Annotated in this window: 23 protein-coding genes and 4 pseudogenes; 14 read left to right on the plus strand and 13 right to left on the minus strand. The window is 31.7% G+C overall.

What is annotated here, in order from left to right:
* Positions 1-92 precede the first annotated feature (92 nt).
* The 10 genes and pseudogenes from ACUXEY_RS11890 (at position 93) to ACUXEY_RS11935 (ending at position 8,052) form a co-directional block, all read left to right on the plus strand.
* A complete protein-coding gene (locus ACUXEY_RS11890) occupies positions 93-365 on the plus strand; it encodes a heterocycloanthracin/sonorensin family bacteriocin (protein WP_431113485.1) in 273 nt (90 codons plus the stop codon).
* Between the two features lie 102 nt (positions 366-467).
* A complete protein-coding gene (locus ACUXEY_RS11895) occupies positions 468-1,484 on the plus strand; it encodes a serine hydrolase domain-containing protein (RefSeq protein WP_431113486.1) in 1,017 nt (338 codons plus the stop codon).
* A gap of 31 nt (positions 1,485-1,515) precedes the next feature.
* Positions 1,516-1,659 (plus strand): hypothetical protein, encoded by a 144-nt coding sequence (locus tag ACUXEY_RS11900; RefSeq protein WP_000653369.1) that lies wholly within the window; start codon positions 1,516-1,518, stop codon positions 1,657-1,659.
* 284 nt (positions 1,660-1,943) lie between these two features.
* The gene (locus ACUXEY_RS11905) at positions 1,944-3,152 is read left to right on the plus strand and encodes an L-lactate MFS transporter (RefSeq protein ID WP_144611511.1); all 1,209 of its coding nucleotides are present in this window, start codon (positions 1,944-1,946) and stop codon (positions 3,150-3,152) included.
* 288 nt (positions 3,153-3,440) lie between these two features.
* Positions 3,441-4,067 (plus strand): cadmium resistance transporter, encoded by a 627-nt coding sequence (locus ACUXEY_RS11910; protein WP_376903633.1) that lies wholly within the window; start codon positions 3,441-3,443, stop codon positions 4,065-4,067.
* Between the two features lie 229 nt (positions 4,068-4,296).
* Positions 4,297-4,680, plus strand: a pseudogene (locus tag ACUXEY_RS11915) (GNAT family N-acetyltransferase).
* A gap of 211 nt (positions 4,681-4,891) precedes the next feature.
* Complete coding sequence (locus ACUXEY_RS11920) at positions 4,892-5,335, plus strand: NUDIX hydrolase (protein ID WP_429603428.1); 444 nt, start codon at positions 4,892-4,894, stop codon at positions 5,333-5,335.
* A 30-nt stretch (positions 5,336-5,365) separates the two neighbouring features.
* Positions 5,366-6,496 carry a DNA polymerase III subunit beta gene (gene dnaN, locus ACUXEY_RS11925; protein WP_431113487.1) on the plus strand — a complete coding sequence of 377 codons (1,131 nt, stop codon included), beginning with the start codon at positions 5,366-5,368 and terminating at the stop codon, positions 6,494-6,496.
* A 22-nt stretch (positions 6,497-6,518) separates the two neighbouring features.
* Positions 6,519-7,031, plus strand: a complete 513-nt coding sequence (locus ACUXEY_RS11930; RefSeq protein WP_376903638.1) for an NUDIX hydrolase — start codon at positions 6,519-6,521, stop codon at positions 7,029-7,031.
* 82 nt (positions 7,032-7,113) lie between these two features.
* Positions 7,114-8,052: a hypothetical protein gene (locus ACUXEY_RS11935; protein WP_461300770.1), complete on the plus strand. Its 939-nt coding sequence runs from the start codon at positions 7,114-7,116 to the stop codon at positions 8,050-8,052.
* A gap of 60 nt (positions 8,053-8,112) precedes the next feature.
* Here the strand turns inward: ACUXEY_RS11935 and ACUXEY_RS11940 are convergent.
* Positions 8,113-9,058: pseudogene (locus tag ACUXEY_RS11940) on the minus strand (MBL fold metallo-hydrolase).
* A 293-nt stretch (positions 9,059-9,351) separates the two neighbouring features.
* Between ACUXEY_RS11940 and ACUXEY_RS11945 the strand changes: the two are divergent.
* A pseudogene (locus ACUXEY_RS11945) lies at positions 9,352-9,750 on the plus strand (LAGLIDADG family homing endonuclease); the annotation flags it as partial.
* A gap of 1 nt (position 9,751) precedes the next feature.
* Positions 9,752-9,931, plus strand: a pseudogene (locus ACUXEY_RS11950) (RidA family protein); the annotation flags it as partial.
* A gap of 716 nt (positions 9,932-10,647) precedes the next feature.
* Here ACUXEY_RS11950 and ACUXEY_RS11955 read toward each other — a convergent pair.
* From ACUXEY_RS11955 to ACUXEY_RS11980, 6 genes are all read right to left on the minus strand, one after another.
* A complete protein-coding gene (locus ACUXEY_RS11955) occupies positions 10,648-11,463 on the minus strand; it encodes a YwqG family protein (protein WP_461300771.1) in 816 nt (271 codons plus the stop codon).
* Positions 11,464-11,541: 78 nt separating this feature from the next.
* Positions 11,542-11,949, minus strand: a complete 408-nt coding sequence (locus tag ACUXEY_RS11960; protein WP_461300772.1) for a DnaJ family domain-containing protein — start codon at positions 11,947-11,949, stop codon at positions 11,542-11,544.
* 21 nt (positions 11,950-11,970) lie between these two features.
* Positions 11,971-13,167 carry an alpha/beta hydrolase gene (locus ACUXEY_RS11965; RefSeq protein ID WP_461300773.1) on the minus strand — a complete coding sequence of 399 codons (1,197 nt, stop codon included), beginning with the start codon at positions 13,165-13,167 and terminating at the stop codon, positions 11,971-11,973.
* A 75-nt stretch (positions 13,168-13,242) separates the two neighbouring features.
* A complete protein-coding gene (locus tag ACUXEY_RS11970; protein ID WP_461300774.1) occupies positions 13,243-13,608 on the minus strand; it encodes a hypothetical protein in 366 nt (121 codons plus the stop codon).
* 269 nt (positions 13,609-13,877) lie between these two features.
* Complete coding sequence (locus tag ACUXEY_RS11975) at positions 13,878-14,249, minus strand: YxiJ-like family protein (RefSeq protein ID WP_461300775.1); 372 nt, start codon at positions 14,247-14,249, stop codon at positions 13,878-13,880.
* 13 nt (positions 14,250-14,262) lie between these two features.
* Positions 14,263-15,114 (minus strand): patatin-like phospholipase family protein, encoded by an 852-nt coding sequence (locus ACUXEY_RS11980; protein WP_461300776.1) that lies wholly within the window; start codon positions 15,112-15,114, stop codon positions 14,263-14,265.
* Between the two features lie 164 nt (positions 15,115-15,278).
* On the opposite strand from ACUXEY_RS11980, the gene ACUXEY_RS11985 reads away from it, so the two are divergent.
* The gene (locus ACUXEY_RS11985; protein ID WP_000522465.1) at positions 15,279-15,656 is read left to right on the plus strand and encodes a PH domain-containing protein; all 378 of its coding nucleotides are present in this window, start codon (positions 15,279-15,281) and stop codon (positions 15,654-15,656) included.
* Between the two features lie 121 nt (positions 15,657-15,777).
* On the opposite strand, the gene ACUXEY_RS11990 is transcribed toward ACUXEY_RS11985, so the two are convergent.
* The 5 genes from ACUXEY_RS11990 to ACUXEY_RS12010 all read right to left on the minus strand — a co-directional run bounded on the left by ACUXEY_RS11990 (position 15,778) and on the right by ACUXEY_RS12010 (position 19,566).
* Entirely contained in the window at positions 15,778-16,251 is a 474-nt protein-coding gene (locus ACUXEY_RS11990) for a GNAT family N-acetyltransferase (RefSeq protein ID WP_461300777.1), read from the minus strand.
* Between the two features lies 1 nt (position 16,252).
* On the minus strand, positions 16,253-16,774 hold the full coding sequence (locus ACUXEY_RS11995) for a YfiT family bacillithiol transferase (protein ID WP_461300778.1): 522 nt from the start codon (positions 16,772-16,774) through the stop codon (positions 16,253-16,255).
* Positions 16,775-16,790: 16 nt separating this feature from the next.
* Positions 16,791-17,318, minus strand: coding sequence for a GNAT family N-acetyltransferase (locus ACUXEY_RS12000; protein WP_461300779.1), 528 nt, complete (start codon positions 17,316-17,318; stop codon positions 16,791-16,793).
* Positions 17,319-17,381: 63 nt separating this feature from the next.
* A complete protein-coding gene (locus ACUXEY_RS12005; protein WP_461300780.1) occupies positions 17,382-18,704 on the minus strand; it encodes an FAD-dependent oxidoreductase in 1,323 nt (440 codons plus the stop codon).
* Between the two features lie 82 nt (positions 18,705-18,786).
* Complete coding sequence (locus ACUXEY_RS12010) at positions 18,787-19,566, minus strand: undecaprenyl-diphosphate phosphatase (RefSeq protein ID WP_461300781.1); 780 nt, start codon at positions 19,564-19,566, stop codon at positions 18,787-18,789.
* A 132-nt stretch (positions 19,567-19,698) separates the two neighbouring features.
* Here ACUXEY_RS12010 and ACUXEY_RS12015 point away from each other — a divergent pair, with 132 nt between their 5' ends.
* A complete protein-coding gene (locus tag ACUXEY_RS12015) occupies positions 19,699-19,905 on the plus strand; it encodes a hypothetical protein (RefSeq protein WP_000267713.1) in 207 nt (68 codons plus the stop codon).
* Positions 19,906-19,958: 53 nt separating this feature from the next.
* Here ACUXEY_RS12015 and ACUXEY_RS12020 read toward each other — a convergent pair whose 3' ends face one another.
* Entirely contained in the window at positions 19,959-20,339 is a 381-nt protein-coding gene (locus ACUXEY_RS12020) for a nucleotide excision repair endonuclease (RefSeq protein WP_001048941.1), read from the minus strand.
* Between the last annotated feature and the right edge of the window lie 26 nt (positions 20,340-20,365).

Here is a 20,365-nt window from a genome sequence, read left to right on the forward strand (position 1 = left end):
TTAGTCTATAGTCTTGTTTCTACCTTGTTTGCAAAAATATACGAACTTTAACATTGGGACGGAATTTATTTTTATAAATGGAGGGTTTCATAATGAATCAGTTTCAACAAGAACTACAATCATTAAATCTTAATGATTATCAATCTGGTAATGTTGTGTATTGGGATCAACTACAACAAAATCAATATCCATACTATTACATCCAAGACGATGCACGTCGTTGTGGCGGATGCGGAGGTTGTGGTGGTCGCTGTGGTGGATGTGGCGGCGGAAGATGCGGAGGTTGTGGTGGTCGTTGTGTAGGATGCGCTGGTTGTTTCGGTTGTTTTAACTGCTGGAACTGCTGGAACTGGTGGATCATATAAGTGTAGAAAATCAATAATATTTCGCATGAAAGAAAGGTGTAAATATTATTTTATACTTTTCTTTCATGCGGTAATTTTTTATTCGTGTTAAGGGGGATGTATTTGTATACATATGATAAGTTAATTTCTTGGGTAGAAAATATAAAAGAAGAAAATCATAGTTCTGCAGCAGCACTGAGCATTATAAAAGATAATAAAATTGTACTAGAGCATTATAGTGGTTACCACTCAAATACCTCTACAAGTAAAAAAGTAACCGCGTCATCACAATTCAACGTTGCTTCTGCGAGAAAAAGTTATTTAGGTTTAATGGTAGCATACGCACTTTACGAAGGGAAAATAAACTCTATTGATGATGCAGCGATAAAGTATGTTAAAGACTTTGATTCTGCATTGCTCGGTAAAACAACGATAAGGCATTTAGTAACTCATTCGCACGGTTTAGGAGAAACGAATGACGGGACAATTTTTCGTGAATTTGAACCGGGACAAGCTTGGGCGTATAGAGATATTAATGTAAGAATGATGACACATCTGATTTATCAGCTATATAACAAAAGTTTTCCTGAATTGTTAAAGGAGCGTGTATTTGATCTAGCTAACTTCAAAGAAACAGGTTGGAGAATTCAGCAAGATGAAAAATTAGTTAAAGTTGTTAATAATCCAAGTGAAGACGCGATTAGTGAAATTGGTACAGTAGATGATGGTACTGAAAAAAATCTGTTTGTCTCAGCTAGAGAATTTGCAGAGTGGGGCAATCTTCATTTAAATCAAGGTATGATAAACGGTAAACAAATTGTTCCGAAAGAAGTTATAAAAATTGCTACGAGTTTGCAAAGTCCAACATTTGTAAACAAAGAACTACCACAAAATGGGGTGTTTTGGTTCGTCCAAAATGAACCTTCGCTTTTAAGTGAGCTTGGTGAAAGAGTTCCAAAAGGATCGTATGAAATACTAGGAATTACAGGACCGACTCTTTTAGTAATACCTGAATATAAAGTAGTTGTTGCGAAAATGTATAATAAAAGATATAACTATGGCGGTGATAATTATTTATATTATTTACGTGAATTTAGCAATTTAGTCGCTGATACATTTCGTAACGGTAATAGGGCATAATTACTCCTATAATGAAAAGGAGTGAGAGAAAGTGAAAGATAAAATGAATAAAAACAAAAAGCAAAATATCAAAGATGTAAATACAGAACAAAATGCGATTTATAGCGATCCGAAAGATGCAGCTAATATGCAAACGGTACCGCAGCCGAAAGATTTTGATGAAATTGAATATTAATTTTTCGTCCATCCGACTATATGATGAATGAAAAATACATCTTAAGTCCCATCACATGATTGAAATCTTTTGGTATTCTATTTACATAAGCATTTGAAAATGTCTTATCTTAACAAAGCTTTCTTTAAGTAAATCTAATATAACCTGCAAAAAGACACTTCATTATGGAGTGTCTTTTTGTGTACATGAATTCAATTTCCATTTTCCGTACAGTATCTTGCTTTTTATGATGGTTATACTAACTGTGAAAATTCATGTCATGATAAAAGAAGGGGACAGTTAGTATGAAACAAACTTCTATAAATCCATTACTAATTGTTTTAGGTACAATTATTGTTCAAATTGGCCTTGGGACAATTTATACATGGAGTTTATTTAATCAGCCCCTTGTTAGTAAGTTTGGATGGAATCTCAATGCAGTTGCAATAACCTTCTCCATAACAAGTTTTTCTTTATCATTTTCAACCTTATTTGCAGGAAAGTTGCAGCAAAAATTAGGGCTTCGAAAACTCATCGCTACTGCAGGGATTGTGCTGGGACTCGGTTTAATACTTAGTTCACAAGTTTCTTCCTTACCATTACTATATTTATTAGCTGGTGTAGTAGTTGGTTATGCTGATGGAACTGCTTATATTACATCATTATCTAATTTAATTAAATGGTTTCCAAATCGAAAAGGACTTATTTCTGGTATATCTGTTTCTGCATATGGAATGGGCAGCCTAATCTTTAGATATATAAACGGAAGTCTCATCGATAGCCTTGGTGTATCACAAGCATTTTTATATTGGGGTATCATCGTTTTACTTTTAGTATTAACCGGATCGTTCTTCTTACGTGAAGCAATTGTGAGTAATACTGTAACTGAGACGTTACACAATGATTATACGCCTCGTGAAATGATGCGAACGAAACAAGTGTATCTTTTGTTTTTTATGCTATTCACATCGTGTATGGGCGGTCTATATTTAATCGGTATGGTAAAAGATATCGGGGTGCAGCTCGTTGGACTTAGTGCAGCAACTGCAGCTAATGCCGTTGCAATGATTGCAATTTTTAATACGGTAGGTAGAATCGTTCTTGGAACGTTATCAGATAAAATTGGCCGAATGAAAATTGTCTCTGCAACGTTTATTATAATTGGATTGTCAGTCTTTACTTTAAGTTTCATTCCACTAAATTACGGTATTTATTTCGCTTGTGTAGCAAGTGTCGCCTTTTGCTTTGGTGGTAATATCACAATCTTCCCAGCAATTGTTGGAGATTTCTTCGGATTAAAAAACCATAGTACAAATTACGGGATTGTATATCAAGGTTTCGGGTTTGGTGCACTTGCAGGAGCATTCATTGGAGCATTACTTGGTGGATTTCAACCGACCTTTATTATAATCGGTGTTTTAAGCGTTATTTCCTTCATTATTTCGATATTAATTCGTCCACCAAAAGCAGAAAAGAAAAAAGAAACGCAACATTTATATCGGAAAGTAGCTTAAATATAAAAAGAGTCCTTATATAGGGCTCTTTTTATATTGCAAAATATTTGATTTTCCGCTTTTACTAATCGTGTAGGAAGAAAAGAATTACTTAATTCTAAGTAAAATAATTTGAAAAGTAATAAAGTGATTTATTTCTCAACGAACTAAGTAGCAGATTAGTAAAATATTCATATTGTTTTATAAAGGTACTGAAGTCATGTTATAAAACTACATTAAACTCCTTTGTTATTAGATATGCAATTCATTTGTATACCATTATTTTATTATAAAGGTAGTTGGATTATATTGGTTACAACCATAATGTCTTCTTTTATTGCATTCACTTCAACAAATATTGATGACATTTTTATACTCCTTGTTTTATTTTCACAAGTAAAGACAGGAATAATTAAGAAAGAAGGTAGAGCTGTCCGGGGAAAAACTAAGATGAAAGAACTTTATATTGTTGTTGGACAATATTTAGGGTTTAGTGTAATTATTTTACTAAGTATCATTGGCTCTTTAAGCACTTTTTTCATTCCTATATCGTGGATTGGGTTATTAGGATTCGTGCCAATTTATATGGGAGTGAAAGGACTGTTGTCACTTCGTTCTTATAAAAGTAATGAAGTCATTGATAACGCTTCTAGTTCGTTATTTAAAGTAGCCTCGATTACATTAGCTAATGGAGCTGACAATATTTCAATTTATATACCAATGTTCGCTAGTCAAAATCTTAAAACAAATATTGTTACATTAGTTATCTTTTTTTGCATGATAGCAATATGGTGTTTTATTAGTTACAAATTGTTAAGAGCCCCTATTTTAGCTGAAGTACTTGAGAAAAACTGTCATATAATCGTTCCAATTGTTCTAGTTGGTTTAGGAATATTCATTCTTTTGCGTAGTAATACAATTGAATTATTGTACTAACATATTGAACTTACGGAAGTTTTTATTAAATGAATCGAACTACGTATAAAGCCTTATTACAGATAAAATGTAGTACGGCTTTTCTTTATTTTAGCGAAATGAAACAGTGCTCTACCACTATTAAGTTAGACAGGATATTACGGTTATTAAATTGAATAGATACTTTAAAAGGAGTGTGATAATGAAAATGAAAATAGTAAAACAATAGGTCCAAGAAGATAGTGATTACATAAGAGAAAAAGTAATTGAATATAACCAAAAACATATTTCAGATGAAGAGAAGAAGCCTTCATAAAAAATTAGTTTTATAGTGAGAAATGAAAAGGAAGAAATTGTAGGCGGAATAACTGGAATTATATTTTGGCACCACGTACATGTCGATTTCCTTTGGATTTCTGAAGAGTATAGACACGAAGGCTACGGAAGCAAGTTATTAAAACTTATTGAAGAATTTGCAATTGAAAAAGAGTGTAGATAAATCAATTTAGATACTTTTAATTTTCAAGCGCATGCTTTTTATAAAAAGCATGGATATAAAGTAATTGGAGTAAGTGGAGGTCACCCTAAAGGGCACAATCGATATTATTTAGAAAAAAGGTTAGAAAATATATAGAATCTCAAAATAAATCAAAGCAAAAAGAGCGTACGTTGAATAATCACTTTCAAAATACGTTCTTTTTTATATAGCAATGAGGGGTTATCGATTATTAACTTTACTAAGAGCAGATAAATGAACTACTCTATTAACTTTTTTATATTTTAAAACAATTAAATGGTAGAATGTAACAAAGACAGAAAATTCCTGTTATTAGAGGTGGACTTAGATGAAAAAAGTAAATGTTACATATGCACTTTTATACGATAAAACAAATAAAAAGATTTTAATGGTAAAAAACAAAGGGAAAAATGGTTCTTATTACACGTTACCAGGTGGCGCAGTTAAATTTGGGGAAACGTTAGAGGAGGCAGTCATTCGGGAAGTGAAAGAAGAAACCGGTCTACATATAACTGTAAACGGTATTTGTTACATTAGTGAAGCTTTTTTCGAAGAGAGAGGACATCATGCAATTTTCTTTAATTTTTTAGGCGAAATAATCAGTGGAGAGACATATATATCAAGGCCAAAAGAAATCGAAGAGATTATTTGGATGGAATCACATAGAGCAGCACCGTATTTACGTATACCAGAGCAATTATTAAATACATTACAAAGGAAAGAAACAGCACCTTACTTTTTTAACGGAACAATCATTCATCAATCTTCATAACATTATCATTTCATGTAAGGCGGGGAAAAAATGGAGTTTATCGTTAATCATAAACATTTCACTCAAGCACTTTCAGAAGTAAGTAAAGCTATATCTAGCAAAGCTATAATCCCTATACTATCTGGTATAAAAATAACCGCAGATCAATCTGGAATTACTTTAATCGCAAGTAATTCAAATATTTTCATTGAAAAATTCATCCCTAGTTCCAACGAAGATGACCAAATTACAACTATAGTAAAAGCAGGAACTATTGTAGTACCTGCAAAATATTTTATTGAAATTATAAAGAAAATGCCAAGCAATATAACAATAACAAGTAAGGATGAGCAAATTATCACGATACAGTCAGAAGAAATCATATTAAACTTAAATGGACTTCCAACAAATGAGTTTCCGAATGTACCACTTATAGACGATCATGCAAAGGTACAAGTAGAAACAGAACAATTGATTGAAGTGTTTAAACAAACTGTCTTTGCAGTAGCTAAAAATGAATCTAGAGCTGTTCTTACTGGCGTTCATTTAGAGTTAGATTATAATAAGTTAATTTGCGTAGCAACTGATTCTCATAGACTTGCTATACGCGAAACGATAATTTCTTCGTTTGCGAAAGCAAGTTGTATTGTACCAAGTGCAACTATTAGTGAACTGCTAAAATTAATGAGTAGTAATTCAGAATTCGTATACATCTATCTTTCAGAAAGTCACATTATTTTTACATTCGGCACAACTACGTTATATTCAAGATTAATTGAAGGGAAATATCCTAATATATCTAGTTTAATTCCAAATGAATTTCAGACAGTTATTAACGTAGATAGAAAAAGGATTTTACAAGGTGTAGATCGATCCAGCTTATTAGCAAGTGAATGGGCAAATAACAATGTCAACTTAGAAATCATAAACGAATCAACAATTAAAATTTCTTCTAATGCTTCTCAGATTGGAAAAATATCCGAGACACAACAGATAGATACGATTCAAGGTGAAAAACAATTAAACATATCTTTTGATGGACGATTTATGATGGATGCTTTAAAAGCAATAAAAGAAGAAACGGTTACTTTAAGCTTTAGCGGTTCGATGAGACCTATATTAATTGAAGCAGGGACACCATCTGTAGCGGTACATCTTATATCACCAGTAAGAGCTTATTAAAACCATAGGAAGGAATCACATTATGTACAAGCATACTTTATGTTTTATAAAAAGAAATGAAGAGATACTTATGTTAAATAGAGAATATGACCCTGTAAAAGGATTGTGGAATGGGGTAGGAGGAAAGATCGAAAAGGGAGAAACACCTTTAGAAAATGCAATTCGTGAAATAAAAGAAGAGACTAATATAGAAGTTACGCATGACCAAATTCAATTTAAAGGGATTATTAAGTGGGAGGACTCTTCATATTCTGGCGGCATGTATATTTATCTAGTAGAGATACTTAATGAATTTACATATCAAACTCCTAAAAAAGTAGCAGAAGGAATTTTAGATTGGAAAGAGATTTCTTGGATTCTAAGTGACTATAATTACGGCGTAGGAGAGATGATACCAAAATTTTTATATGAAGTACTCCACAATGAACTAATATTAGAGCACAATTTTATTTTATCTAATCATAAACTAATAGATTATAGGAATGAAGAATTGGCTAAGCAGGACAGCTCTATATATAATATAGTTCAATTATAAAAAGCAGGAATTGTAATCTATCATACACAGCAAAATAATTTTAACGTAAATGATTCGAAGAGTAGCTAAGGAGAAAATTTATATGAGGATGAGTGTAATGAAGAAACTAATTATTTTACTCATAGCTGTAGTTCTAATTACTTTTGCTTTTTATCAATATAACAAAAAAGATGGTTTATCTAAAAATGATAAGGTGTATGTAGAAGACTTTAAAGGCAAAAATGATTCAAACAAAATACAATCTGCTATTAATAAAGCAGAATCTAGTAAAATTAAAACAGTATTGCTGGATGATAAGAAGTACAAAATCACCTCACCAATTACAGTGAAACAAGGTGTAAAGTTATTATTTGGGTATGGAACACAATTTGTTGTCGAAGGTAATTTTAGAGTTTTAGAATTAGAAAAAAATGCTTCTATCGAAGGAGCCTATATAGCTATAGACGATCCTACATTTAATTCTGAAGTTATATATTTAGACGGCAAAAATAAATATTATAACACGTGGCACAAGACTCAAATAAAAGATATAAATATTATTAATTGGACAGAAACGAATAAAGGTACCGGCATTTCTTTGTATTCTGGTGGGAAGGAAAATGAAATTTCATTTATTAATTTTGAAAATATAAAAGTTGTAGGAATGGAAACTGGGGTGAAATTAGTAGCAAAGAAACCACAATCTGGACATGCATGGATAAATGCCAACCGTTTTATGAACTTCTCTCTCGAAGATTGTGTAAATATGATTTATATGGATAGTAATGTAACTACTCCAAATGAAATTAGTGGTAATCAATTTACAAATCTACAAATACAGCCATTCAGTAAAACGAAAAATATATTAAGAGTAAGTGGACAGCATAACGTGTTCAGTGGAATGGTGTGGGATTTACAGAAAATCAGTCACGAAAAAGAACTCATTGAACTAACTGATAAGAGTATGAATACAGTGATTGAAATGTCCAGCGTATCAACAAATAGAATTTTAGATAGCGGGAAAGCAAATATAGTGAAATAAGTTTAAATACAGAAGAAGAGCGAATTCCTTATAAGAGAGTTCGCTCTTTTTTATTTATAATTAAATTTCTCTCCACCAAGTAGATGATGGATAGTCTGTAGATTTTAACGTAATAGATTCGCCAATTTGAGGCGTTGTAATTTTAACTCCTAAACGGTTAGCTTCTTTCGTAACACGCTCTATCGGATCACTCCATTCGTGTAATGCTAATAATTGGAAGAAGGAGTTCTCCTTTAGCATCAATATGGGCTTGTACCGTTTCTTCAGGCAACATATGAATAGCAGACCACCTCGGATCATATTGCCCGCATTCCATTAACGTAAGATCGAATGGACCGTACTTATCACCAATCTCCTTAAAGTGAGGGGCATACCCGCTATCACCACTAAAGAAAACTTTAGTCTCTTGTCCAAGAATAAGCCATGAACACCATAAAGAACAATCTCTATCTGTCATACTTCGTCCTGAGAAATGCCTTGCAGGTGCACAAACTAATTTTATATTATCAAACGTAATTTCGTCCCACCAATTATGCTCACTAATTTTACTAGATGAAACTCCCCATTTAATTAAATATTGTGCAACTCCAGTTGGGACATAAAAGTGCTTTGTACGATCTTTCAACTGCAGAATACTCTTGTAATTCAAATGGTCATAGTGATTATGAGAAATGATAATCGCATCAATTTCTTGAAGGTCTTCACGTTCTAAAGAAAAAACACCACTATAACGTTTACTATTAAACAGAGGAAATGGGGAAGAGGCATCTCCAAACATCGGGTCTAATAACAATGTTTTACCTTCTATTTTTAAAAGAGAAGCAGAGTGCCCAAACCATGTAACACTCTCTAAAGACTTATTATTTTTATCTGATAAAACAATAGGTAAATTCTTTACAGGACGCAGCTTTGTTTTCATTTTAAAGTAATCATTCATTAAACGTATAATATCTTTCGGTTTAAAACTTACCTCAGTATGAATTTGATTTACATATTTCTTTTTCATTCGTTCTCCTTTTCACGTTTAACAATATACGTATGTTGTTATTGTAGCTAATTGTAGTTTAAACGAAATCATTTTACCTTTCATCTTAAATGCAGTACATTTCGTAAATTTTTTAAATTCATTATTCTTATATACAAAAAACAAATCGTGCAGCAGTTAAAACTAATATAAAGCAAATGTAAATTGTTTTAATTTGGTAAATACTTTCTTATAAGTAACAAAGAACATACGTTTCGTTATATGTTATAGAAGAAAATACGTCTCTAATTATTAAAAGAAAGGAGAGGATGTAAGTGCAAATAGAGAGAAAAAAGAAATCAAAATGTAAACTATCAAAATCTGAAATAACGCAGCTATATGCAGAAGGGAAGAGCACCTCAGAAATCGCCATACTTGCTAATGTGTCTGCTAGGTATATTCGTATGGTTTTAACAGACAATAACGTTCCAAGGCGTGCTATAGGGAGTTGGAAGAGGAAATATGCAATAGCAGAAGATTATTTTAAAACGTGGTCAAATAACATGGCTTATATATTAGGGTTTATAGCAGCAGATGGTGTTATACAGAAAGAAAATCAATGTGTCAGTATATCTCAAAAAGAAAGTTACATTTTAGAAGATATAAAACAAGAACTACACACCAAACAGCCACTGTATCAAAATAAGAAAACAGGCGTATATATGCTAAACATTAAATGATGTAGTAAAATTAACATTTTTCCTAACAGACATTTCTCAAATGGCCATAGTTAGAGATATACGAGATCAATACATTGACACTAATAATCCACCAGCAAGTTCGGCTGTAGAAGTTAGAAAGTTAATTAACGATAACTTATTAATTGAAATCGAAGCAATTGTTGTAGCAAACTAATTTTAAAAACGTATTTGCAATCATATCAATACAATTCGTTTAAAATGAATGCATTAAACGAATTGTATTTTTTATTGTCTTAAATATCATTAATATCTAGAGACATTATCATTAACAACTTATAAAATAACAAATCATTACATAATTGATCACACAGAATGAATCTCGTAAAAAGGGGAGCCTAACAACTTTCAACTAACATATAATAAGTTTATTATTTTAAATCAGTTAACATAATATATATTATAGGCAGTTATATAACGAAAGTGATATCAGGTATCAAAAACCAAGTAAACTATACTTAATGAGACGAAACGGAGATTTTTAGTGAGATTCACACAAAATCGTATCTAAACAAATTTCTACAGTTTTTATCGTTTTTATTTGTTATAAATTCATCACAGCAAATCTTAATTAATAATCGCTTACGATTTTACGAATCAAAAACATTTTTGATTGGCAAGAAATTTTAATACAGAAAAATTATTTCTATACAAAATATAAATTTATATTTTTATTTTATGTATTACTTTATGAATTTATTGCTATTTGCACACGTTTTATAACTTTGTATTATTTGTTGTTATTTATGCTTGACTTTCATTACACGCATCGTTTTTTTATTCTAGTTAACATAACGTTTATTTTTAACATAAAAAAATCTCCCTCACCTTCAGGAAGATTTTTTAGCTTGCTAGTATTTCATTTATAAGTTTTTAATAACAATCCCAATTGTAAATAACATTGGAAAAATCTAGATTTAATAAATCGTCTTTCTTTATAAAGAAATTAGCAACACCAGAATCTCCCCACATAATATTTAATGAATCGTCTGTATCGATTTGTAGCAATAACATGTCATGTTGCTGGTATTTTTCATCCCATTCCCTTGGATCTGTCTGTGTAAAAAATGGGTAACCACCAATTTTATGTCCTTGATCTTCACATAAATCATCATACAGTTCGCCTAATTCTGTATTATTTTCTTCATCAACAATTTCCTCCCAATCAATTTCCTCACTAAACATCTTTTCAAATCGATAATCTCTAGATGTTACTGGTTGATAACCTAATTCAAACTTTAATTTCGCTGCTTCGGGAATAATAAAGTCCTCTAATTCTAAAGTGTTTAAATAACTAAAATCAGTAATTACCTTATTTAAATCTTTTATAATTGTAGAATGATAAATAATTCGAAAGTCTTTTTGTATTGTTGGATGATCAAAATCGGCTCCATAAAGCTCATCATCAGCACTTACGAAAAACTGTAACATTCCCTCCTGAGGCATATATTCAACATGCGGTATTTCTTCAAAGTTTAGCTGCGCAAGTAACATCATAGGTTGTCCATTTGAATCTTTAGGATGCTCTTGATCTATAGGTAAATACGGATAACCACCAAACTTACTCTCAAAAAGCGTTGTCTCTGCTAATGTTCCAGACACGTTAATATATGGTTTCACACTTTCTTCTAAAATACTACGATACTGCTCTAGTTTTTTCGGAATTTGAAGTTGATACGTATTCTTCATTGCATTTGCCTCCCTTTAATAATGAATTGAAAATGCCTTACTTAATTATATAGCAAAAGATAGCTTCATTAAAAATCGTTAAAAATCCGTTTTCACCCTCGTTTTTTGCGCACTTGGTGGACAAAGTAAGTTATGTTCTAAAACCTTTTTATTAATAGTTCGAATTAAATTCGCTGCTTCTGCAGTATTTGTATTTTTTTTTAGCTTTTCTTTTAAATCATCAATTTCCTTTGAAAGCTCAATCCACCTAGGTAATACATGATTATTTTTCAAAGTTCTATACAGTTGCTTTTCAGGATTGTACGAAAGATCTTTATCTAGATTTAAAGGTTTCCCTTTACCAGGTAAATTATCAAAAGACCCTTTCTTTTCTGCTTCTTTCACGATAGAACTAATATGGTCCTCATACGTAAAGGTCCAAACTTTCTCATCTTTTACTAAAATCTCTTGCTTTTTTAGTTTTTTATCTAGTTCTTCTTGATTCATAGATTCTCTCTCCTTTTTATTTTATAGTGTTTTTTTTGTAAGTTTTAAAGCTTTCAACCCATCAAATAACTTTTCTCGCCACCAAACACCGTCATGGCCGCCTTGAAACTCTTCATAAGTAATTTGGTATTCCTTTTCTTTTAAAGCTTTATACAGACGTCTATTAGCCGTTAAAAGAGGTTTGTTTTCAAGTTCTCCTGCTGCTATATAAAAATGAGGTTGGGTCGCATTTGAATCTATAGATGAAATTTGATTTTCAATCCAAGGAATTTTATTTTCATAACCATCTTTTTTCCAATGTACGGATCCAGACATTGACAACACGTTCCCGAAAATGTGTGGATTTTGAAGCGCTGCATAACAAGCTGCTAAGCCACCCAGACTGAAACCGGCAATTATTGTATGGTTCGCTTCTTGATGCACACGATACTTCGCCTGAATCCACGGAAGTAATTCCTCTGTTAAAAATGCATTCATTTTATCGTTATAAGTTAGCTCTTCTAGCCGATTAACTGGTTCTATAGCAACAGCAATACACGATAGGATTTCTTTTTCGTAAATTAAATAATTAAGTGTTCTTGTGATTGAAAGGTTATTAATGAATGAATTCCCATCAAATATAATGAGAAGTTCTTGAAGATGTGAAATGTGAGAATAATCATGAGGCGTATAAATATGAATTTTACGTGTGTTATTTAAAATTGAACTATGAAAAGAATATGTTTCAATTTTTCCGGATGGATAATGGTTTGAAGGAAAACGACTGCTATACTGTACTTCCATTCCTATATTTAACAAAGACGCTTTATTGGCATCTTCTTCAAATGTATTTTTATTAAATTGGTCTAGTTGATACAGTTCACTACGCTTTATCCAGTCATTTTCGAAAAAATCGTTTACTGAAAAATAGTAAGTTGAAATAAATCGTTCATTTGTCCTAAACGTTACATACCAAATATCTGTCTGTAACAACCGTTGTAGTTGATTTACAGACAGATCCCAACCAGGAAAACTACCGAATACATAAACATTTTCAGTTTTTCGGTCCCCTAACCATATATACGTTATAAGCCTATACTGACTATCTACAGGGCATTGTTCTACTAGTGGCGTACTATTCGACTTTATTTCATGCAAAAAAGTATAAAAAGCTTTCTCGTTTCCATTCTTTAATTGATTATTAAGCTCCTCTAACTTAGGACTAATTATCGGAGTCACCGATCTTCCTCCTTTGTATTTCTTTTCAATATTGCTTTTATAAAATTTAGGTAGGATGTTATGTATTTAGATGAGTTATTTATTAGAAAGTTTATCAATTGCCTGAATAGAAAGTTCCAATGCTTTTATCCGTCTTGTTAAAAGCGTTTTTTGCGGACTTCCAGTTTTAGATTTATCATAAGCCTTCTCAATTGATGGAAGTAAACCAGCAAGGACATTACGAGCTTCTATTAACTCTTCTTGGTTATACTGGTGACTTTCTTGATTCCAAATGTTTTCTAGCACTGCTAATCCTACGCTAACAGCTTTAAGTCGTTTTTTCACTAATGTAGTATTTGCACCTTTTTGAGTCATTTGTGTTAGTGCATTTTCAAGTTTACGAATTGTTGATTGTAAAGATTTTATTGATTCCAATTTATCTATATTTGATACGTTTTCCATTTTAATGTTGTCCCTCCTAGATTAACTTATTAAATACTGGATATAATAAGTACTTGAATTCACTCGAAATATTTTATCATAAATAACTAACTATATTCGAGTTGGATAATGGATTAAAGGAAAACGGTATCTAAACGCCTCTCCCTCCCTTATATCATTCTATATGTACTTCTTTTTTCTTATTAGAATCCCTATTTAAACAAGGTATTAAAATTGTATTTTTTATGAACAAAAAACGCACAAGCAGCATAACTTGTACGTTTTTATTTTTATTCAGTAAGATAATATAGTAATAGTTTTCGTGTCTTTTCATAATTCATGAAATCTCGATATAAAATGGGGTACTTCACAATTTCCGTTTCAATAAAACGATATTGCGGAAACCATTCAAAAAACGATTTCCTTAACCACTTTATTTGTTGAAACGTAATGTTCTGTTCGTTTCCATTTAGTACAGAACTTAAAGTACCGGCTGTATGCATCCAATAATGATTAAAATCAGCGTTTATACAGTCATCTTCGGTAAATTTACTTTTTAAGTCTCGCTGCAATTTTGCTGAAGCACGATACGGAAACGGTTTATGTAGCGGACTATGCATTTTCTGCAATTCATTAAAAATTACTTTTTTACCTAATAGCAACTTTCCACCCCCTTTATTTCTCTATCCAACTTAATAATTTTTCATAATGATATTGAGCATCTGTATAGCCAAGGTTATATAGATTGACGAGCTTTTCTTTATTTCTTTCTATTCCACTTATAGGAAGCTGCACGCTAGGCTGAATAACATAAAAATAATCTTTTTGTCCTATTTGCGCCATATAAGATATCGTCTCATTATAAAAACGATAATGTTCTACTAAAGATTGTGCGATATTCGGATATTTTCTATATAAAATTTTAGCTAGTCCAGAAAACTTATTTCGCTGTTTCTCATATCCTTCTGGCTTTGTCATAATAACGACGTTCTTTTCATAACCATCAGTTTGCACTTTTAAAACTGGTATAGGATCAATAATCCCTCCATCTAGCAATTTTCGATTATCATATTCTACAGCAGGCGCTATAAATGGGACCGAGCTTGATGCACGAATGATTTTTAATATGTCATTACCGTGTTCTATTTTATTGTAATAAACTGCTTTTCCTGAATCACAATCCGTCGTCCCTATTACAAACTGTTCATTTGAGTGTAAAAAAGTTTGAAAATCAAATGGTACAATTTTATTCGGTACTTCATCAAATAGAAAATCCATTCCGAATAATTCACGTTTTTGAATGAAATTTCGATAAGATATATAACGGTGATCTGATACGAGCTCTGTATTTACTTTTTTATTTCTTCCTTTTTGACGTGATAAATAAGTTGCTCCCATACATGCTCCGGCCGATACACCGACTACATAAGGAAAGTATAAGTTCTTTTCCATAAAATATTCGAGTACGCCCGCAGTATATAATCCTTTCATTCCTCCGCCCTCTAACACTAAACCGATATTTTTCATGCTATATCCCTCTGCTTCTTTTTTCTTACTTATATGTTAGCACAAGATTTTAAGATGAGGTTATATATAACCAGAAACTACTAAAGCAATGTCATAATCTCTTAGTAAATATCATGGTACAATATAAGTAACACTATCCATAAATAATGGAGGAGGAATTTCATATGGGTTTATTTAGCGGTATTTTAGGAAATGCATCAAATGCGAGTACAGAAAGTGTAGAACGTGATTTAGAGAAGATTATGTTAGATGACGAGAAAGTTGAACATGCTTATAAATTAATTCGTGATTTAATCGTATTTACAAATCGTCGTCTTATTTTAGTAGATAAACAAGGGATATCAGGTAAAAAAACAGAGTACCATTCTATTCCTTATAAAAGCATTACACAATTTAGCATTGAAACAGCTGGGCATTTTGATTTAGATGCTGAGCTTAAAATTTGGGTATCTAGTTTGAGTACGCCAATTACGAAAGAATTTAAAGGTGACGATAGTGTTTTAAGCATTCAAAAAGCGTTAGTAACATATACGACAAAATAACGTCTTTTCGTATGTTTATTCATTTCTGAAATTACTAACCCGAGTATTTTGGAAGAATATTCATCAATTTTGTATATTTAATCTAAAATAACAGAAAAAGGTAAAGCGTATTTCAAATGCTTTACCTTTCTTTTTTGTAATAAACAAGTGTTGTTTTATCATTTAATTTCTTTATTACTTCTGTTCTTTTATACCCCATCTTTTCGTATAGAAAACAATTTCTTTCTTCTTCTAAAATCGTAGCAAGTTCAAAGCTTCGTGCTTCTGGAAACATCTCTTCAATTAAAATAAGTACCCTCTGAGCGATTCCTTTCCCTTGATAGATTGGATGAATAAACATTGGACTGATCCAAAATTTATTAGGTATTTCTTTTTTGGATATGCATATCGCTCCAACAAGGTTAGAATCTATTATCATCTTATAATAGTTATTACTGGGATTATTTATCCTTATAATCGTTTTTTCAATAGATTCATTTGCTGGGTTTGTTGCGTAGTCTTTATATTTATTTAATAAAGAGTTAAACGAGTCTATTTGCATTTGAAATATAGCTGCTGCATCATTTTCTATCGCCTTCTCTAAAATAATCTCCATGTTACCAATTTAATCTTTTTCTTAATGAAGTGATATGAGCTGTATGATGACGTCCGTGCCATGCATATAACCCAATTGCAGCAGCGAGTTTTGTTTCACCTGTATCTGGATGGTTAAATGTCTTTTCTAAATCTTCAAGTTCTAGAGAATATAAAAGGTTAACCCATCTTTTATGTAATGAATCTAACATTACTAATGAAACATCTACTGGTAATTTGGAATCAGGTAGTTCCGCCCACTTCTCTTCTTTATACGGTTTAATTGTTGGATTCTTTTCTGTTAATGCTAATTTAAAGCGTATGTAGCTATTCATATGACTATCAACAACGTGATGAACTACTTGACGAACTGTCCATCCACCAACGCGATACGGTGTATCTAACTGCTTCTGATCTAAATCTTTAATTGCCTTTGCTAGTTCATTAGGTAAATCTTCAATTTCTTGAATCCATGTATCAATCATTTCTTCAGTTATAGGACGTTTGTATGTAAATTGGCCAATTGGATAACGTAAATCATTCATGTATAAGTCCCCCTTATTATAAGTGCGAAGTATTTCTCCATATATAATGTACAAACTTCACATGTTCCCCGTTTAATTCTACAGAATTTGTATCTGCTTCGTTTTGATAAGAAGAAAATCCGCTTTTTTCTAGTACAACTTGTGATGCGAAATTATTAGTAGTTGTTTTAGCGTGTACTTCAGTGATTTCATTATTTTTCGCTACGTCTAAAACTAATTTTACAGCTGCTGTTGCAACGCCTCTTTTAGTAAACTTTTCTCCGACTCGATAGCCTAGTGAACTACTTCGGGATTCTGTATCTATATCTACTAAATTTATTCGTCCTACAATTTCTTTTTCTTCATTACGAATTAAATAAAAGTAAGAATCTCCATCAGCCTGTTCTATTAATAAATTATCTAGTAGTTTTTGGAAATATTCAAATTCAAAATATTGCGAGCCACGATTTGGTACCATTGTTTCAAAAAAAGATTTATTTGTAAGTTCAAACGTAAATAAATCATTAGCATCGTGTTTCTTTAATTGTTCTATGTATATTTTCATCTCGATTACTCCTTCTATATCTACTAACTGTTATATATTCTTTTTCAATCAATTAATTTCCTTCTATTTCTTTCGCTTCAGTAATACAGCAAGTAGCACTTTCGGATGAAATAGGTGCAATGGACTACGAATTAAATTCATCACTCTTACTAATCGAATATAAACGTCAGAGTCAGTTGCAGATAGTTGATATATTTGTTTCGTATACCATAGCTGAAATTTTTGCTTTATCGTTAATTCTCTTTTTAACTGGGGATGACGCGATATCTCCGTTGTAGTCATCTCCCATGGAGTTTGTATGATATGAGCAGTCTCTTTATAAAATTGCTGTGTAAATGCTTTATCAAGCTTTTGTTTCTTTTGTAAAAGTAACTGTAATTGGTGAGCTTCCATAGCAGCAACTGAAACACCTTGACCGAAAACAGGATCGAAACGACAATGTGCATCCCCAACTACTAACAATCTTTCGGGTAGATTATCCACTAAATCAAATCGCCTACGTACTTGATATGGAATTTTGTACGTTTTGGTATGTGAAATGGCTTCAGCTTTATTTAGAAAATCAGTAACATTAGAGATTGATAGGTTTTCAGCAAAATTATAAAATTCTTCATCTGTTTGTGGTGCTTTTTCATTTGCATATCCACTGAAAGTAACAAAATAACGATTATCCTCAATCGTTTGAATAAGAACGCCATACGGATTGTCAGGGAAACTTGGAGACATTAGCGTATTACAGTAGTCTAATTTCTCATTTTCTTTAAGTTTAAACATTCTAGTTGTGTAAAATAAATCAATACGCGCTTTCTCTTCTTGCACTTCGATATTATATTCACGTAACCATGCTATACTTTTTGAACCGAATCCACTTGCATCAACAACTATATCTGCTTGAATTTTTTCTTGTGTACCAGTCTCTAAACATTTCGCTTTTACTCCACATACTTTGTTACGTTTTCCATCTATTAATAACCCTTCAATCCATGTCTCATATTTAATAGTAATATTAGAAACCTGATCTATTCGTTTTTGAATATGCCATTCAAGCAAAAATCTACTTTGTTGAATCATATGTACTTCTCCTGTGAATGGTTGTTTCCATAAACCAAATTGATGCCATTTTAAATCACGAGTAAAGTTATTTACGACACTACCTGCTTCTATTAATTCATTCGTAATATTAGGAAACAATTCCTCAATGGCTTTTTCTCCACCTTTTAATAACACATGAGGATGATTACTTTGTGGGACTCTTTTTCTCGAGGACTTTCCATCCCATCTTTCACCTGCTTCTATAATGATTACTTCTTTAAAAGAAGTTGATAATGCTTTTGCTGCGAGCTTTCCTGCGATACTTCCGCCAATAACAATAGCTTTATTAAACATATTTTCCTCCTTAATAAAAAGAGATCCTGTCTTTTATGAATGAAACAGGATCTTAAACTAATTAACTTCTTTACCATTATAATTAAAACACATGAGTATATTGCAACGTTATAATTAAAATACCTAATCCCCATACGTAATACGCGAATACTTTTAAAGAGTGACGTTTTAAGTATTGAATCATCCATGAAACAGCTATGTAACCGAAAAATGCTGCTGATAACGTTCCGACAATTAAAGATGTACTAGAAATAGATTCTGCTTTCCCTTGAAAAACATCTGCAAATTGCAAAATGATAGCTCCGACAATCGCTGGCGTTGATAATAAGAAAGAAAAGTAAGCAGCAGTTTCGCGGTCTAATTTCCTCCATAATGCTGCGACGATTGTCATACCAGAACGAGAAATTGCCGGAAAAATAGCAGCCGCTTGAAAGGAACCGATGATAAATGCATCTTTATATGTAATGTCATCCATTTTTTTACGACCATTCTTTTGTTTATCCGCCATATATAGAAAGAATCCTGTCACTAAAAACTCCCAACCAATCGTAATACCTGTTTTTGAAATATCCTCAAAGAAGTCTTTAAATAACAATCCGATTACGACTGCAGGTATCGTCCCGACAATAAGTAGTAGCATGAGTTTTGAAAATGGATTTTTAATTAAATATATAAATTCTTTTTTGTAATAAATAAACACCGCAAATAAAGTCCCAATATGCAGCATCGTATCTAAAAACAATCCTGCTTCATCTAATTGAAACAAATGTCTTCCTAAATAAAGATGACCTGTACTACTTATCGGTAAAAACTCTGTTAAACCTTGTATGATCCCTAAAATAAAAGCTTCTAACCAATTCATGATAGTCCCCTTTCTCGTTTGCTTGTACCAATATATGAAGGTTAAATTTTCGATATGAAAAAAACTATATTTCTCTATGAATTTACTTTTATTTTATGGATATATATGTAAAAAGAGGTAAGGAGGGTTACTATGTGGCAACATACGAAATTCGGCAATGTATTACTGTGGGCAGGACCTATCCTTGTATTTATAGGGTTATGTATGACAAATGTTATTTCTGATATTCCTTTCTTTGAGGGAAAACATAAATCAATTGGAATTGTACTTATATGTATAGGTGTATGCTGTTTTATTGTTGCTAATCATTTAAAAAAAGGAGAAAAGTATGAAGACTAAGTTTAAATAAAAAAACAATCCCAGTATATGTGCTAGGATTGTTTTTTTATTACTTATTTATAGAATACTTTATCAACGTTATATTTTGCTTTGTATTCATTAATGATATATGTTTCGTAAATTTCTCTTTCTGTTGGATCTTCTACGATACATGCATCAATGCGGTACACTTCATCACGGTGATTTTTAATTGGTGAAACATTGTCTTCAAAATGCTTCTTAATACGTTGTCTAATTTTACGAGCTTTACCTACGAAAAGAAGTTCGTCATTAATATTATAAAACATAAAAATGCCGCCTTTATCTCTAGGGAACAAGTGGAAATCAATAAAACCATTAATTGGAGTGATTATTGGCTCGTCTCCTTTAATAACTTGTTTACGTTCAGTAATTGAAACATCAGCTTCAGGAATATTAATTTTAATCAAGTTCATTCACGTCCTCTTTTATTATAAAGATA

This window comes from Bacillus sp. F9_6S_D1_P_5 (genome assembly GCF_054823925.1).

Bases quoted from the DNA above. Each gene is read 5' to 3' on its own strand.
- ACUXEY_RS11890 (WP_431113485.1), top strand. From the start codon at position 93: ATGAATCAGTTTCAACAAGAACTACAATCATTAAATCTTAATGATTAT.
- ACUXEY_RS11905 (WP_144611511.1), top strand. From the start codon at position 1,944: ATGAAACAAACTTCTATAAATCCATTACTAATTGTTTTAGGTACAATT.
- ACUXEY_RS11920 (WP_429603428.1), top strand. From the start codon at position 4,892: ATGAAAAAAGTAAATGTTACATATGCACTTTTATACGATAAAACAAAT.
- dnaN (WP_431113487.1), top strand. From the start codon at position 5,366: ATGGAGTTTATCGTTAATCATAAACATTTCACTCAAGCACTTTCAGAA.
- ACUXEY_RS11930 (WP_376903638.1), top strand. From the start codon at position 6,519: ATGTACAAGCATACTTTATGTTTTATAAAAAGAAATGAAGAGATACTT.
- ACUXEY_RS11935 (WP_461300770.1), top strand. From the start codon at position 7,114: ATGAGGATGAGTGTAATGAAGAAACTAATTATTTTACTCATAGCTGTA.
- ACUXEY_RS11955 (WP_461300771.1), bottom strand. From the start codon at position 11,463: ATGAAGAATACGTATCAACTTCAAATTCCGAAAAAACTAGAGCAGTAT.
- ACUXEY_RS11960 (WP_461300772.1), bottom strand. From the start codon at position 11,949: ATGAATCAAGAAGAACTAGATAAAAAACTAAAAAAGCAAGAGATTTTA.
- ACUXEY_RS11970 (WP_461300774.1), bottom strand. From the start codon at position 13,608: ATGGAAAACGTATCAAATATAGATAAATTGGAATCAATAAAATCTTTA.
- ACUXEY_RS11980 (WP_461300776.1), bottom strand. From the start codon at position 15,114: ATGAAAAATATCGGTTTAGTGTTAGAGGGCGGAGGAATGAAAGGATTA.
- ACUXEY_RS11985 (WP_000522465.1), top strand. From the start codon at position 15,279: ATGGGTTTATTTAGCGGTATTTTAGGAAATGCATCAAATGCGAGTACA.
- ACUXEY_RS11990 (WP_461300777.1), bottom strand. From the start codon at position 16,251: ATGGAGATTATTTTAGAGAAGGCGATAGAAAATGATGCAGCAGCTATA.
- ACUXEY_RS11995 (WP_461300778.1), bottom strand. From the start codon at position 16,774: ATGAATGATTTACGTTATCCAATTGGCCAATTTACATACAAACGTCCT.
- ACUXEY_RS12000 (WP_461300779.1), bottom strand. From the start codon at position 17,318: ATGAAAATATACATAGAACAATTAAAGAAACACGATGCTAATGATTTA.
- ACUXEY_RS12005 (WP_461300780.1), bottom strand. From the start codon at position 18,704: ATGTTTAATAAAGCTATTGTTATTGGCGGAAGTATCGCAGGAAAGCTC.
- ACUXEY_RS12010 (WP_461300781.1), bottom strand. From the start codon at position 19,566: ATGAATTGGTTAGAAGCTTTTATTTTAGGGATCATACAAGGTTTAACA.
- ACUXEY_RS12015 (WP_000267713.1), top strand. From the start codon at position 19,699: ATGTGGCAACATACGAAATTCGGCAATGTATTACTGTGGGCAGGACCT.
- ACUXEY_RS12020 (WP_001048941.1), bottom strand. From the start codon at position 20,339: ATGAACTTGATTAAAATTAATATTCCTGAAGCTGATGTTTCAATTACT.